The following is a 14,082-nucleotide window of genomic DNA, read 5'->3' as shown; positions in this document are numbered from 1 at the left end:
AATGACAAATGACTAATGACCAATGACTAATGACTAATGACTAATGACTAATGACTAATGAAAATCATTGCCTACTCTTACACCAATCCGCTATTAGAATCTTCTCCCGATCGAGCCGATTGGGGATGGGAGGTGGATCGGGTTTATGAAGATTTGGGCAAGCAAGAGTCTTCTGGACACGCTACGCGAGAGTCCTCCAGACACGCTACGCGATCGCAATTACAACAATTATTCACGGATTGCCAAACTGAACCAGCAGATTATCTTTTGATTCGTCGGTTGGAAGAATTGGGGGACACTTTAGAGGAAATTAGCGATCGCTTACATAAACTCGAAGCAATGGGAGTAGCGATAATCGCCACAGAACAGCCCTACACTTCCGAAAATTACCCTCTGGGCGCTGACTTGCTGAATTTACTACACGCAATCCAACGTCAGCAACGTAGTCGTCGTATCCGTGAAGGACACGCCCGCAATCGTCTTGAGGTTGCACCGCCACCGGGCAAAGTTCCCTACGGCTATCGCAGAGGTAAGGGAAAATATACTGTCGATCGCAGCACTTCACCAGTAGTCAAAGATTTTTTTGAACACTTTTTACTCTATGGTTCTCTGCGGGGTTCAGTTCGTTACTTGGCGAAGAAATATGGCAAAAAAATCTCTGTCACCACAGGAAGACGCTGGCTGACTAATCCAGTTTATCGCGGCAATACAGCTTACCAAAATGGTGAAATTATCTCTAATACCCATATTCCGATAATTTCTAAGGAAGAAGCTGCCCAAGTTGACCGGCTTTTACGCCGTAACAGCCGTTTACCATCCCGAACTGCTAGTGCGCCGCGTTCTTTAGCTGGGTTGGTTGTCTGTGCTGAGTGTCAGTCACACATGACAGTTACCCGTGTCACCCAACGCAACCAAGATAAAGAGTATCTTTATTTACGTTCTACTAGCTGTCCTCAACGTCCCAAGTGTAAGGCTATCCCCTACCAAGAGGTTTTAGAACATACAATTGAAACGGTTTGCCGTGACTTACCCTTAGCTGTAGCGGGGATGAATTTTCCTCAATTGGATGCAGTGAAGAATAGTTTAGGGCAAGCGATCGCTCGTCAGCAAGAAATACTTGCTCAGTTACCCGCGTTAATTGAAACTGGAATTTTAGATGTCGAAACTGCAAAGTTAAGGGGTTACAAACTCCGCACAGAAATTTCTGAACTCGAAGCAAAGTTGGCGACTCTTCCCCCAGTTAACTTGCGTTCTGTTGCTCAAGCTGTTTCAATACCACAATTTTGGTTAGATTTGTCGGAAACAGAGCGACGATTTTACTTTCGAGAATTTATCAGGCAAATTGATATTACTCTTCAGAATAAAGAATTAGAACTCCGAGTTATTTTTATTTTTTAATTGACTGGAAACACTATTTATGAGGTGGTTAATCCTTAGTATACGCAACAGGTTTTGGCCCTGTATTCCGGACATTGATAACTTTATTGAGGATATCAAACCAAAAAGGCGCACCCATAGCAATAGCTAAACCACTCACTATCCAACCGCAAATTAATTTAAAACCCTGCCAACTTCTGATTAATAAGACGTTTGGACTATTCGAGTCTCTAGTATCTGATAGTTCAAACTGTTGATTGATGTTTTGCCATCCAATGGGTATAGAAGCATTTTCTAATAGTTTCTCGATTTCCTTCCTGGCTTCTGGATCTTTGATATAATCGCTTCCTTTAATTGCACTTTGGCTAATAGTAGAGCGAATAACCGAATCCTGCGAGAGTCTTTTAACGAGGTGAAATGTATCAGTATTGGTTAATATAGCTATTGATATTCCAATTAGAATAGCAACTCCTTTGGCATTGCGCTTATAAACACCGCTAGCTCGATCCATAGAGCGATCGAACCATATTTCGACATCATTTTTAAACTGAATCATTTCTTCTGTGAGGTCACCAATCTTTACCCTACTACGTTGAGCAATTACAGCAAGACTCTTGATTAAATTATCAGGGACATTATCAGGTAAGTCTTTTAAGTCTTCATTAACAAATTTTATCAGGTCTTCGTCAATCTCTCCATACATTTTTTTAATCATTTTGTAACTTTCATTGTCTTTAGTTTCATCATTAACACCTGCTTTAAGTTGTTTGTAAGATTCTAATATCATATGCAAATTAGTCTTAAATTCGTCACTAGGATGTTTCACATAATTAATTAGCTGGGGAATTCTTAAAGTATCTAATAAAGTAATTGCAAATGTTTCAGAAGGAAGATAGGAAGGCCCGCTTTGTTTTTCTCCTAGTCCTTTTTTGTCAACGCTTTTAGTAATTTTCCGAAACTGCCTTTCTACTATTTCCTTGCCTTGTTGATTTAAAGTATTAATCAAAGGATCGTTATAAATTTTCTCTACCAAAATTCTTGCCTTAGTAATATCTGATTCTTCAGTTTCGCTACCACCCGCTAAAAGTAATTCAATTGAATTTTTTAAATGTTTAGCTCTCCATTGTAAACATGTGGCAATCAACTCCTGAATTTCAGAAGCTAGCACGCTCAAAATCAAGTAAATAAAAACTAATCCAAGAGTAATGTCCACAACTACAGGTAGGTTCATTGATAGGTTTCCGTTTGCCCTAATTTTACCAACAATCTCATTTTCGACAATAATTTAGACGGTCATAAGCATCATGATCTAGGTCAAGCGTTTTGCCAAAGACTTTTCTCTCCGTTTTGGAGGATAAGATATACCACTCATACTTCTTTCAACTGCTGCTCTAATTTTTGCATTAGTCATTGGTTCTAAGTATTCTACGATACCTTTAAAACCATTATAATTTGCATAGTATAAAGGGGATTCCAAATATCCATCGATGAGATTAACATCCGCTCCCAATTCGACTAATAACTTTACCATTTCTAAATTCCCAGTAAGTACTGCTGCTATTAAAGGTGTACAACCTTCTTCAATCTGTACATTAATATTGTAACCAGCCTCTACTATTTCACGAACCCGATTCATATCTTGCGTATCTTCAATTGCTTCAAACAGTTCATCTATCCAATTGAAATAAATTCCAGACATATAACTTATACTGCTTTGCTTCTTTAATTTTATCTCTCAAGTGGGAAAATAGAAACTATGGTGGTAGATACTCCATCTTTCCAAGCTGCTTTCTCTATCTTTTTCCTTTCTCCTTCTCTTGCTGCAATAAAAGTAATAAAAAGAGTAACTGGCGTGTATTGATGACTGTTTCCATACTTAGCATATTGCATAATGGATTTCCATTGTTTTTGACCAATTTCTATTTGTAAGAATTTACCACTTAATTTTATATCCCCGGTTAAATATGACTTTGAAAATCTTCTATTTTTAGCATGATCTGTGTTGCGTGTCCCACCATTTTTTATGATGAAATCAGGTCGTGCATCTGAAATTACTTTTGTATTATAAAGATTTTTCATGTTCAGTACGTCATTGAATTGCTGTAGTAATTATTCACTATTTTTCTGAATTTAGTCAATAAAACTAAGACTCACATTCAAAATAAAACATAAGTTCAGTTACGAGCTATACAACAGGTAAAAAATAATCTTTTACTTGTATTGTTTTTATCCTCTATAGGGTTAAATGTTATTTAAGTAACCAATATAATTTTTTCAAAAAATAGCGCTAATTAGAGAAATTTGAGTTAATCTTGGAAACTAGCAATTGTTAATAACATACGTTGTTACTGGGTGGCAACATTGGAGATTTGCTTTGGTCTCTATGTAATCGAACCAGCAAGTAAAATGATTACCAGAGAATATGCAAGAAGGAAGCTTTATTTGGAGTCATCTAGAAAAACAGCATCGCACGGTTGGCAGATGGATTGATTGGGTATGGCTAATAGTGTTGCTGTTGGCAGCAGTGTTACTGTTTAGCATCAATCTGGGAGGATTGCCGCTGCGAGATTGGGATGAAGGGACTGTGGCACAGGTTGCTCGTGAGATTTGGCATGCGCCAGCAGGTTCAATGCGCTGGCTTTACCCAACGCTAGGAGGCGAACCATATCATAACAAGCCGCCTTTGATGCATTTGCTAATTGCTTGGGCTTATTCTCTAGGAGGCGAAAATGAGTTGACAACCCGCCTGCCTGGAGCAATTTTAACAGCGACATCTGTACCTTTACTGTATTGCATTGCTCGAGAGATATTTCGCCAACGTTGGGCTGCTATTTATAGCGCCTTGATTTATCTAACAATGCTACCTGTGGTGCGTCATGGGCGGCTGGCAATGTTGGATGGGGCGATGGTTAGTTTTTTGATGGTGATGATGTTGTGCGTGTTGCGATCGCGCCGAGATTTACGTTATTGCCTTGGTGTTGGTGTTAGTTTTGGGTTAATTTGCCTGACTCAAGGATTGCTAGGCGTATTATTAGGTGCGATCGCGATCGTATTTCTATTTTGGGATACGCCACGATTACTCACTTGTTACTATCTGTGGATAGCAATCTTCATTGGCATTCTGCCTGTAGTTGGTTGGTATGGTGCCCAACTAATTCACTATGGTTATACTTTCGCCCAAATTGGGATTGCAAACCCATCACTAGGTCGAATTGGCTCATTTGTAGAAAGTAATCCCGAACCACCTTGGTACTATGTTATTGAACTTCTCAAGTACACATGGCCGTGGTTATTATTCTTACCGCAAACTGTCCGCTTAACCTGGGAAAATCGCAACCTTAGTTGGGCAAAACTAGTAATGGCGTGGAGTGGTGTTTATCTGCTGGTAATTTCTTTCATGATTACCAAAGTTCCCTGGTATTTATTCCCAATTTACCCTAGTTTAGCTTTAGCTTTTGGTATCCAATTATCAGATACAGAAAATTCGCCTTTACTCTCATCCTATCCCCGTGCTTGGGTTGCTGGTTTGGCAATACTTGCCGTAGTTGCTTCTGCTGGTAGCATGTATTTCAGTTGGGGGACAACACCGAAAACAGACTTACAACTGATTTTTGCAGCAGTAGCTTTAACTATGACTTTGGCAGCTATTTTGGCAGAACGAGGCGACGGACAATTTTTGAAGATTTTGTTTTGGGGAAGTTATATTTCGCTGCTGCTGTTAATGAAATCTAACTACTGGGTTTGGGAATTATCTGAAGCTTATCCAGTTAAACCAGTCGCCGCCATGATCGTGCGGGCAAATCCAGCGACGAGGAAGATTTACACATCTTTTCCCTATCATCGTCCCTCGTTGGATTTTTATAGCGATCGCACCATCATTCCCGCTTCTGTTGGCGAACTGGAATATTATTGGCACTACAACGGCCAACCCTACTTTCTACTTCATGCATCTGCTTTCAACAATCTCGAACTAGAGTCGATGAAGCTAGTTGACCAAGCTGAAGGCTGGAAGTTAATTACAAAAGATACTAATCGTCTGTAAAGGGCATTGGGCATGGGGCATTGGTTATTAAATATATATCCTCTGCACCTTATCCCCTTGCTCCTCACTCCCACTTTCTTCATCTGGATTCAAGTCAATGCTCTAGCGCATTTAAAGAGTGAGTGAATCAGGTACTTGTTTAGGATTAACCACCCTAACAAGAAGTCGCAGCAGGTTGGTCATCGATGTTAACCCAATAGTGTGTACACCGTGCTAAAGACGAGGATCGTCTACAGGTGGATGCCAGCCTCCTTGTATCCATAACTGCCTAGATTCTTGGATAAATCCTTGGTTATGAAATTCATCATTGATATCTAGTCGATGACAAGTTGCTCGACCTGTAGCACTTTTGCCAACGATCTTTAGTGCATCGGCTGTCCAGATGAAGTGATTTACCCACGGTTGTTGACGAGGATTGAATAGAGCTACTTCTTGCTGAGTTTGAGCATCAAGGCCAGTTGTGAAGTTATAACGACGCTCATTACAGCGACGACAAGCTAGAGCTAAGTTGTTATCTTCATCTGAGCCACCTAATGATTGTGGAACAAGATGATCGATTGTAAAGCGATTTGAACTGGAGCGTTCTGGAGAGTGGCAATATTCACACAGGTATTTAGCTCTTTCGCGGACAAACTGCCGAGTGCGCTCATTAACACCCACGACTGGCAATCAGTTTAGCGTTAACAAAAGTCAAGATGCGCTCTAGTTCAGCAATTCCAGCATATTCGGCTTCTTCTTCAGGAGTCTGCAATCCAGCTTTTCGTTTCTCAAGCAATTCTTCTAGACGAGCATGTAACTCATCTGTGAACTTAGCAAGGTTAACATTATCTACTTTCTCAATGGTGATGCCAGAACGTAACCATGACGAGGGTTCAATCATTAATACTGGGGTAATGACTTGAGGAGTCATAGTGCTTTAGCCTAAGTCTGTGGTGCTATATCTAGTCATTGTAGTAGCAACAGGTTGCTCTAGCACGGTCAAGTCGGCCTCACCTGTAACTAACACGATCTAAGGAATCATCGCTACCTTAATTACCTGTCGCGCCTTCATCTCACAAAACACCTGTTCTAAATCTTTTAACGGCCGCTGTTCGCTAATAAGTAACTCAAAGGGGATTTTGCGACTAGCGATCAGTGCCAGCGCCGATCGCACATACTCTGGTGTATTATGAAACACGCCTTTGAGGGTCAGTTCGCTGTAGTGTAGCTGTTCTGTGTTGACAGTAATGCTAGTATCCCGCGGACATCCACCGAATAAATTTACTGTTGCACCAGGACGGGCGCAGGCGATCGCAGTTTCCCAAACGCTTGGTACACCAGTTGCTTCGATCGCTACATCTGCACCCCATCCTTGGGTGAGTTCTTTCACTACACTAGGAACATCCGGGATTTGATGATAATTAAAGGTTTGGGTTGCACCCAATTTCTGACCAATTTCTAGCCTGTGGTTATTACCTCCCCACAGCAACACCTCAGCTTTCTCACTCAACGCCGCCACAAACATCAGCCCGATCGCCCCATCTCCCAAGACGACTACTTTATCTTTAGGCTTAATATTAGAACGGGCTATACCATGCAACACACAAGCTAAGGGTTCCGTCATGGCTGCCAATTCCCACGGCAAATCATCGGGAATCTGCAACAAATTATGCTGTACTATCGGTGCGGGAATTTTCAGGTATTGGGCAAAAGTCCCATTATTCCAGGTCAAATTTGGACATAAGGAATACTCTTGACGTTGACAAAAAAAGCAATTCATGCATGGAGCAGAATTATTAGCGACAACGCGATCGCCTACTTGCCAATTTGTAACCCCTGCACCCAAGGCAACAATTCGCCCAGCCCCCTCGTGACCAAACAGCGTCGGCGGTATCAGCATTTTGGCATGACCACCACGCCGCCAGACTTTCAAATCTGTACCACAAGTTGTTGCTACCCCCACTTGAATTACAACTTCACCAGCCGCAGGAGTGGGATCGGCAACTTTCTCTAGCCGTAAATCTTCTTGACCATAAAGTAATGCTGCTAACAAAGCTTTAAACCTATCAATTAGCTCCATCTGATTTTATCAGTTGAAGCTATTTGATAGGTTTACACTAAATTAGTCTTGATTTCTAGTAGGCTTTTATTAATCTAAATGCCGTAAAACTAGGAATTTACCACTGGCTGGGGAACCACTCCGGTGTTCCGGGTTTCCACATTAGGCAAGCGAGTTGCAGTTAACAGTGGTACTTCTTGTCGGCACGACAGGCAAAACCAATATAGCTCACCATGTCGGGCATGGCGCAGGAGGGAACCACCGCAGCATGGGCAGGTGTTGGCTCTCGTACTCATACCAATGTCCTCCTTGAAAAAAGTTATTGTTTAAGCTGGATAAAAAAGCAGTTGATTAAAACTGGATGCTAGCTGCATGAATGCGGCCATTCGATTCTATGCGGTCTTTTATAATTTGTCTGTAAACGGCTTCATATCCGTTAACCATTTGGCTAACGCTAAAGTTGTTTTCCACATGTTTTCGACAGGTTTGACGATTGAGTTCCAAAGCTAGTGGAATCACTGTTGCCATTTCTGCATAACTTTTGCAGATAAAACCTGTTTTACCGTGGCTAATAACTTCAGGTACGGAGCCGAAATTCATCGCAATGACTGGTGTACCACTTGCCATTGATTCAGTCATTACTAACCCAAAAGGTTCTTGCCAGCTAATGGGAAAAAGAGTTATGGCAGCATTGCCCAGAAGTTCAGTCTTTTCGGCGTGGTTAATTTCGCCTAGATATTCGATTTGCTGACCATCTATAAGGGGGGCAATCTCTTGTTCAAAAAACTTAGAGTCTGCTAGATCGACTTTTCCTGCCATCTTCAAGCGCCAACCACTCTGTTTAGCAATGGCGATCGCATGTTGTGGCCCTTTCTCTGGCGAGAAACGACCTAAAAATGCCAAATATGGAGGTTCTGACGGTTGCGCTACGAATGGATAATCTGCTAGCTCAATTCCGTTATAAACCGTGCCAATATAATTGAGATCGATTTGACGCTGCGAGTTACTAATGCTGACGTATGGTTGCTTTTTGTGGTAGCTAAATGCGTGACGGTTATCCGTTGTAAAATTATTGTGCAAGGTATGCACTGTAGAAGTTGCTGTTATCAAACTCGCTAAAGCTAATGCCGAAATCCCTACATGAGAATGGATAATATCGAATTGGGCAGCACTCTGGTAAACTTGGCTTAGTTCTAGCATTTCATACACTGCATACTCTTTGACATTTGGGTCTAAGCGCAATGCCCGCGGATAAACTGCTTCTAAATGAGCCAAAGTTTGAGAATCACCACAGGCAAATAAAGTTACCTCATGACCGCGACGAACAAGTTCATCAGTCAAGTGACTCACTACCAGTTCTATTCCTCCATAATTAGGAGGTGGAACCCTTTCCCATAAGGGGGCAACTTGAGCGATTTTCATAAGTTTTATTGGTTCAGTCGATGATATTGTCCTCAATATAATGAGTTGCATCATTATTGTATGAGGGAAGAGCATTTGTACTTACTCTCTTGACATTTAAATTAACCTAACAGGCTACCAAAAGCGCAATAACGGTTAACCGTACCGTAAATCTTCTACCGACAAATCTAACGAACTATCGGCAAAACTCAACCCTGAGCTACACTTATAACCTATAGCAAATCCATTACTTGTTACATCTGTCTTGGGGATCATAATGAGGTAGAATTATTTTGTAGCTGAACTTACAAAATTGAATATTTTGTAGCTGAAACTACTAAAATATTCAATGGGATCAAGTCATTAAAGCTCTATTTAAAGGTAATTGGCAAATGGAACATAAATTATAAATATTAAGTAATTGTACAAAAATTACATAATTTGTAATTAGTAATTTATAAAAATTCTGATAACTAACTAATGAAAATCGCCACTTGGAACGTCAACTCAATTCGCACTCGCCTCGAACAGGTTATCGATTGGTTAACCCTGAATCCCGTTGATGTTCTCTGCTTGCAAGAAACCAAAGTTGTGGATGCCGAGTTTCCGCGATCGCCTTTTGAGCAGTTAGGCTATAACCTTTATATGTCAGGACAAAAATCTTATAACGGCGTAGCCCTGGTTAGCCGCCAGCCACTCCTAGACGTAAGTAGCGGGTTTAAGGCGATTTTGCCAGATTTACACCCGGAATGGGATGAGCAAAAGCGAGTGATTACAGGTGTAATTGATGGCGTTCGGATTGTTAACTTATATGTTCCCAATGGCGCAGCAGTAGGAACTGAGAAATATGAATACAAACTGCGCTGGTTGACAGCGCTACGCGAGTATTTGCGGTTGCTCGTGCTGTCACAACCTGCAATTTGTGTGTGTGGTGACTTCAACATTGCCCTAGAAGCGAAGGATATTCACGAGCAAGTGAGTACAGAAAATCACATTATGGCAACAGAAGCAGAACGCCAAGCCTTACGGGATATTCTGGAATTGGGATTTGCCGATGCTTTTCGCAAATTCACCACAGAAGGCGGAAATTATAGCTGGTGGGATTATCGCGCCTCTGCCTTCCGTCGCAACTTAGGTTGGCGGATTGACCATCACTATCTCACGCCCGTGCTATACGAGCGTGCTACAAGTTGCATCATCGATGTTGCACCCAGAAAATTAACCCAACCCAGCGACCATACGCCGGTAATTGTGGAATTTTAAATGGGTATTGGGACAAAAAAGAGTGGAGTTTTGATGCTCATTAACGAGTATCAAATATGACTTACGCAATATTTCTCTGAAACTCTTATTTCTTCTCTGCGAGACGCTGTGCGTTGGCGGAAGTCTCTCGCAGAGAAGGCGGTTCGTTTTTTCATAATTTTGCGTAAGTCCTATCAAAGACTTATTTACAAGTATCAAAGGTTGCTGTAGTGCGTGTGGAGTTAGTTGATTGGAATGATAGCGGTATCTTAACGAGTTATAAAAATTAACGATAACTCTATATCGTGCTGTTTATTCATCAGTTTTTTTCAGTAATTGACTTAAACCACCTAGTAAACGTTCGGCATTATGCTGCAACTCAGATGAATGGGGTGAATTAGGATTATTCAATGCCCATGCTAATTTACTCTCTATAAAAGGTGTAGGATTTGTTTGAAAAATAATGTTTCTTTTTTCTTCATCAGATAATCCATGATAATCCCAGAACAATAACCTCTCTAAAGAAACTAAAGTTTGATAGGACTCATTTGCATTAAATTCAGAAGAGTAATTTTGAATAATGTCTAGTAGTAGTATAAGCCCGGTCTTTGATGAAGCTTTACCAATTGTAAATAATAAACTACTCTTTAATTTATTTGAATCAATAATCTCTCTTTGTAGGAATTCTACAATTTCTGCCTCTTCGTTATCAGCTAAATTTATATTTATTAACTCCTGTTTTATTAAACCATGATATCTACTCATTCTTTTTTCTAGTGGTAACTGCCAAGAATTAATTTCTAAGATGAATGATATGTCAGTAATTGCATTACTGCGTACACGTTCGTCGTCAGACTTTATCTTTACAAAAAGTTCGTTAATTAAATGATTCATAGCTTAAAATTGGTTAATTTAAACTAATCAATTTTAAACTTTAAGGGGGGCTTGGCGGGATCTAAATTTCAGGCTTTAATACGTAAGTCCTATCATTCATAAATCTTAATTTAAACCACATCTGTCCTGAAACTTGTAGTTCTTCCCACTCCCTACTCCCCATCAATTTAACGGCTTATATATATCCTCAGAGCTGGGATTGAGATAAGGACGCTGTAAATCTATTAGGTGTCGCGCAAAGTGTTGGTCAATCGTCCTCATCCGTTCTTCCATCGCATTCTTACCTTTTTGCCAAGCTTCTAACAAAGCATTGGCGACAATTTGGCAACGGTTCATCCCAAAACTTTCTTGTGCGGCAAATTTTTGGGTTGGTTCTTCGGCTAAACCTAACCCTGGAGCTAAAAATTTGGTAAACAAAGGGATTTCGGGCTGGAAATGGGATTGATTTTCGATATAAACAGTCTGAAGGATTGTGCGGATTGCTGGATAGTCAGGGAGTTCAAAGTAAAGTAGCCCGGAATCATAGCGTCCGTATGCACTGGGATTGTGAAGAACTTGAAAGCTAAAGGGAATCGAGGCTGCATTCAATTGCAGTGTCAGGCTTTCCATGAGAGCGATCGCACCAGATGCCGTAAAGTTAAAGTAAATTCGCCCTGCTCCCAAATCAGCATCGGGGTTGCTCTGGCGTTCTTGTCCGACATTACTAACTGCCAAGTAACAGCCATTTTGCATTCTATTTTTGGGCATCCAGATTGCTACCATGTCGCCTACTTTGGTAGATTTCTTACTGGATTTTAGATGGCAATCTGGCTCAACATAAAGTGTTAAACCGCCTTTAGTCACCGCCATAGTACCATCAGGTTCTTTCCGCAATATCTGCCATCGAGGGTCAAAGTAACCTATGCCGTGATTGCTGGCGTGCAATTGTTCGTAAAAGTTCCAATCAATTTCCAAAATGGAATTATCTGCTAAATTCTGTTTTGGCGGGCGATTAGTACTATCGGTATTGACTGCTAAAGTACTTTGTAAAGAGCCATTGTAATAGATTCCATAAAGAAAGTTTCGCAGTAATAGGGTGAGATACTTCTGTTGTAAATCTGCCGAGTTCTGCTGAAATCTGTCGGCTACTTTAGTCGGTAGAGCAAAGGGTTGATAATTGGGATGAGAAATACAAAAATTCGGCTCAATCTGAATATTCTTAGCAATATCGAATAAAGAAGTTAGCGGTTGATTGATAGAGTAATTTAACATTAACCCATTTAGAACTTAAACTTTAAAATATAAAATTATGAAACCCCTCTGGGGCAAAAATTATCGAAAAATTATGATAGGGGAATACGCAGAACAATTCAAAATGTCTAATTGCAGCTAAAATCTAACTTTTAACTTGTTCTGCTCCCTGTCATTAACAACCACGAAGCCGAGTTTTTTCGTAATAAATGCGAAGTAACTGCTGCTCTTTTACAGGTTGAGGAATTTTATGGATCTTTGCTACAGGATTTAGGATTTCTGACTCTGATATACCGAAAATAGTCAGCACAGCTTGCTGCGGCATAGTGAGTAAACTTTTAGCCACTTGGAGCTTACAGATATCAGCATTATTAAAATATTTACGCCAGGTAATCATATCCTGAATTTGATGAATCAGTGCCAGCCCCGCAAACTGGATAACGCGCGAAATAAAGTCACTGCGGTATTCCAAAATCATGGGGAAAGCATTTATATAAGCCCTAATTAGAGCAATAATTGAAGGTTGTAAACTCTCTAACGGTGTCAACGCCAAATGTAGAGATTCTTGTAACTCAATGGTGGGGTCTACGACGAGGCTATTGAGCCAAATACTTAAATAGCTTGCTAGTAAAGTTCCTAAATCAAAGGCTGGATCTCCCCAAGAACAAGCTTCCCAATCAATTAGTCGTACCAGGCAATTATCTAGTTTCTCCCACCTGGAATGAACCAAAATGTTGTTCAAATTCAGGTCGTTGTGAGTCAAGCAGCAAGGATTCCAGTCATATGCCAAATCTGCGATCGCAGATTCCAAACTCTCAGACTGCTGGTATAGTAGATAGAATTTCAGCGCATCTGTAGGAACCGTTCCAAAAATTTCCGGCCCAATTGACTCTAACCCTTGCGCCGGATTGTAAAAGCCATAGCGAAACTCTCCTTGGGGAGCAGTTGCCATAAAATCTTTATATTCTCGGCGATTATAGGTTGCGCGATGGAGTCCCGCCAAAGTAGTGCCGATCGCAGTGGCAATTTCTTGTGGGAAAAGATCGTTGTTGTGGTAGAATGTCGCAAGCTCCAGATATTCACCTAAGTAGTTGCGGACAAGGATAGAATTTTCTTCGTCAAAATGCACTACCAACGGTGCGATCGCGGAAATATTGCCAAGCACTGGAAACTGCTGGAGCAACTGATGAAATAGCCACTCCTGAAACAATTCATGGGGCGCGGCGTCATTGTTGTTAACGTTACGTTCTTGTTTAACGAGCAGTTTTCGATTATCTGCTAGAGTCACTAGTAAACCGAAATTGTTCTTACTACTTCCTGGCAACTCAGATTTATCTGATGCGTCATCTTCTGAGCTACACAGCCCCGCTTCTAGCAGATACTGGATAACGTTATGAGAAGACAGTGATAATACCATGTATTATTTCCTACTTCATTAAATTACTTAAACTTATCTGTGTCGGTATTTGCTTGTACTTAGCAGTTGAAAGATTTGTACAATCTACTAATATCCCATCTTTCTGATAAAAACCTGCCAAAATGGCACCAAGTCCTTTACAATTCCTTTAAAATTTGCTCTCAGATACCGTGACATCTTTAGACTCGATCGGTATAGTTACTTAGATACATCTAGAGCAAGTTTTCTGGTAGAAGCTATTGATGTAGCTGCATCTCCAGGTTTGTCGCACAGAAGCATCCTCAGCAAAAAACTGATTGGCGGCAGATGTCGTTTAATGTTCAGTAGTCATCCTGAAAGCAGCGAAGAATTTCAGTAATCCTTCGTGGTAGGAAGCATGACATTCAACGCTATTATTTTTATTTATCATCCCAAAGCGAAATAAACCGGAATTTTTAAGCA

14 protein-coding genes are annotated in these 14,082 nt (G+C 40.7%); 3 read left to right on the top strand and 11 right to left on the bottom strand.

All coding sequences use genetic code 11. The features are described 5' to 3' along the window. Positions 1-57: 57 nt before the first annotated feature. Positions 58-1,398, top strand: a complete 1,341-nt coding sequence (locus V7L01_RS17175) for a recombinase family protein (RefSeq protein ID WP_335036735.1) — start codon at positions 58-60, stop codon at positions 1,396-1,398. 28 nt (positions 1,399-1,426) lie between these two features. Here V7L01_RS17175 and V7L01_RS17170 read toward each other — a convergent pair whose 3' ends face one another. The 3 genes from V7L01_RS17170 to V7L01_RS17160 all read right to left on the bottom strand — a co-directional run bounded on the left by V7L01_RS17170 (position 1,427) and on the right by V7L01_RS17160 (position 3,456). Then, complete coding sequence (locus tag V7L01_RS17170; RefSeq protein ID WP_335036733.1) at positions 1,427-2,608, bottom strand: hypothetical protein; 1,182 nt, start codon at positions 2,606-2,608, stop codon at positions 1,427-1,429. A gap of 78 nt (positions 2,609-2,686) precedes the next feature. Continuing rightward, complete coding sequence (locus V7L01_RS17165; protein ID WP_335036731.1) at positions 2,687-3,076, bottom strand: ankyrin repeat domain-containing protein; 390 nt, start codon at positions 3,074-3,076, stop codon at positions 2,687-2,689. A 29-nt stretch (positions 3,077-3,105) separates the two neighbouring features. Next, complete coding sequence (locus V7L01_RS17160) at positions 3,106-3,456, bottom strand: hypothetical protein (RefSeq protein WP_335036729.1); 351 nt, start codon at positions 3,454-3,456, stop codon at positions 3,106-3,108. Positions 3,457-3,799: 343 nt separating this feature from the next. Here V7L01_RS17160 and V7L01_RS17155 point away from each other — a divergent pair, with 343 nt between their 5' ends. Beyond that, entirely contained in the window at positions 3,800-5,419 is a 1,620-nt protein-coding gene (locus V7L01_RS17155) for an ArnT family glycosyltransferase (protein WP_335036727.1), read from the top strand. A 213-nt stretch (positions 5,420-5,632) separates the two neighbouring features. Here the strand turns inward: V7L01_RS17155 and V7L01_RS17150 are convergent, their stop codons facing one another. From V7L01_RS17150 to V7L01_RS17130, 5 genes are all read right to left on the bottom strand, one after another. Then, entirely contained in the window at positions 5,633-6,079 is a 447-nt protein-coding gene (locus tag V7L01_RS17150) for an HNH endonuclease (RefSeq protein WP_335036725.1), read from the bottom strand. Further along, on the bottom strand, positions 6,069-6,329 hold the full coding sequence (locus V7L01_RS17145; protein WP_229456135.1) for a hypothetical protein: 261 nt from the start codon (positions 6,327-6,329) through the stop codon (positions 6,069-6,071). Before V7L01_RS17145 ends, V7L01_RS17150 begins: the two co-directional genes overlap by 11 nt. Positions 6,330-6,428: 99 nt before the next feature. Continuing rightward, a complete protein-coding gene (locus V7L01_RS17140; RefSeq protein ID WP_335036760.1) occupies positions 6,429-7,451 on the bottom strand; it encodes a zinc-dependent alcohol dehydrogenase in 1,023 nt (340 codons plus the stop codon). 116 nt (positions 7,452-7,567) lie between these two features. Beyond that, positions 7,568-7,753: a hypothetical protein gene (locus V7L01_RS17135; protein WP_334876949.1), complete on the bottom strand. Its 186-nt coding sequence runs from the start codon at positions 7,751-7,753 to the stop codon at positions 7,568-7,570. Between the two features lie 55 nt (positions 7,754-7,808). Continuing rightward, complete coding sequence (locus tag V7L01_RS17130; RefSeq protein ID WP_335036722.1) at positions 7,809-8,879, bottom strand: glycosyltransferase family 4 protein; 1,071 nt, start codon at positions 8,877-8,879, stop codon at positions 7,809-7,811. 459 nt (positions 8,880-9,338) lie between these two features. Between V7L01_RS17130 and xth the strand changes: the two genes are divergently transcribed. Then, positions 9,339-10,121 carry an exodeoxyribonuclease III gene (gene xth / locus V7L01_RS17125; protein WP_335036720.1) on the top strand — a complete coding sequence of 261 codons (783 nt, stop codon included), beginning with the start codon at positions 9,339-9,341 and terminating at the stop codon, positions 10,119-10,121. A 291-nt stretch (positions 10,122-10,412) separates the two neighbouring features. On the opposite strand, the gene V7L01_RS17120 is transcribed toward xth, so the two are convergent. The 3 genes from V7L01_RS17120 to V7L01_RS17110 form a co-directional block, all read right to left on the bottom strand. Beyond that, entirely contained in the window at positions 10,413-10,994 is a 582-nt protein-coding gene (locus V7L01_RS17120; protein WP_335036718.1) for a hypothetical protein, read from the bottom strand. 162 nt (positions 10,995-11,156) lie between these two features. After that, the gene (locus V7L01_RS17115) at positions 11,157-12,245 is read right to left on the bottom strand and encodes a T3SS effector HopA1 family protein (protein WP_335036717.1); all 1,089 of its coding nucleotides are present in this window, start codon (positions 12,243-12,245) and stop codon (positions 11,157-11,159) included. A gap of 154 nt (positions 12,246-12,399) precedes the next feature. Then, the gene (locus V7L01_RS17110) at positions 12,400-13,641 is read right to left on the bottom strand and encodes a phosphotransferase (protein ID WP_335036715.1); all 1,242 of its coding nucleotides are present in this window, start codon (positions 13,639-13,641) and stop codon (positions 12,400-12,402) included. Positions 13,642-14,082: the final 441 nt, after the last annotated feature.

This window comes from Nostoc sp. (assembly GCF_036917095.1).
Taxonomy (GTDB): domain Bacteria; phylum Cyanobacteriota; class Cyanobacteriia; order Cyanobacteriales; family Nostocaceae; genus Nostoc.
The sequence above is the reverse complement of the archived record's forward strand: the minus strand, read 5'-3'. Positions and strand labels throughout refer to the sequence as shown.

What these genes read in the sequence shown, in the direction of transcription:
- V7L01_RS17175 (WP_335036735.1), top strand. Translation starts at nt 58, where the DNA reads ATGAAAATCATTGCCTACTCTTACACCAATCCGCTATTAGAATCTTCT.
- V7L01_RS17170 (WP_335036733.1), bottom strand. Translation starts at nt 2,608, where the DNA reads ATGAACCTACCTGTAGTTGTGGACATTACTCTTGGATTAGTTTTTATT.
- V7L01_RS17130 (WP_335036722.1), bottom strand. Translation starts at nt 8,879, where the DNA reads ATGAAAATCGCTCAAGTTGCCCCCTTATGGGAAAGGGTTCCACCTCCT.
- V7L01_RS17120 (WP_335036718.1), bottom strand. Translation starts at nt 10,994, where the DNA reads ATGAATCATTTAATTAACGAACTTTTTGTAAAGATAAAGTCTGACGAC.
- V7L01_RS17160 (WP_335036729.1), bottom strand. Translation starts at nt 3,456, where the DNA reads ATGAAAAATCTTTATAATACAAAAGTAATTTCAGATGCACGACCTGAT.
- V7L01_RS17110 (WP_335036715.1), bottom strand. Translation starts at nt 13,641, where the DNA reads ATGGTATTATCACTGTCTTCTCATAACGTTATCCAGTATCTGCTAGAA.
- V7L01_RS17135 (WP_334876949.1), bottom strand. Translation starts at nt 7,753, where the DNA reads ATGAGTACGAGAGCCAACACCTGCCCATGCTGCGGTGGTTCCCTCCTG.
- V7L01_RS17165 (WP_335036731.1), bottom strand. Translation starts at nt 3,076, where the DNA reads ATGTCTGGAATTTATTTCAATTGGATAGATGAACTGTTTGAAGCAATT.
- V7L01_RS17155 (WP_335036727.1), top strand. Translation starts at nt 3,800, where the DNA reads ATGCAAGAAGGAAGCTTTATTTGGAGTCATCTAGAAAAACAGCATCGC.
- V7L01_RS17115 (WP_335036717.1), bottom strand. Translation starts at nt 12,245, where the DNA reads ATGTTAAATTACTCTATCAATCAACCGCTAACTTCTTTATTCGATATT.
- xth (WP_335036720.1), top strand. Translation starts at nt 9,339, where the DNA reads ATGAAAATCGCCACTTGGAACGTCAACTCAATTCGCACTCGCCTCGAA.
- V7L01_RS17145 (WP_229456135.1), bottom strand. Translation starts at nt 6,329, where the DNA reads ATGACTCCTCAAGTCATTACCCCAGTATTAATGATTGAACCCTCGTCA.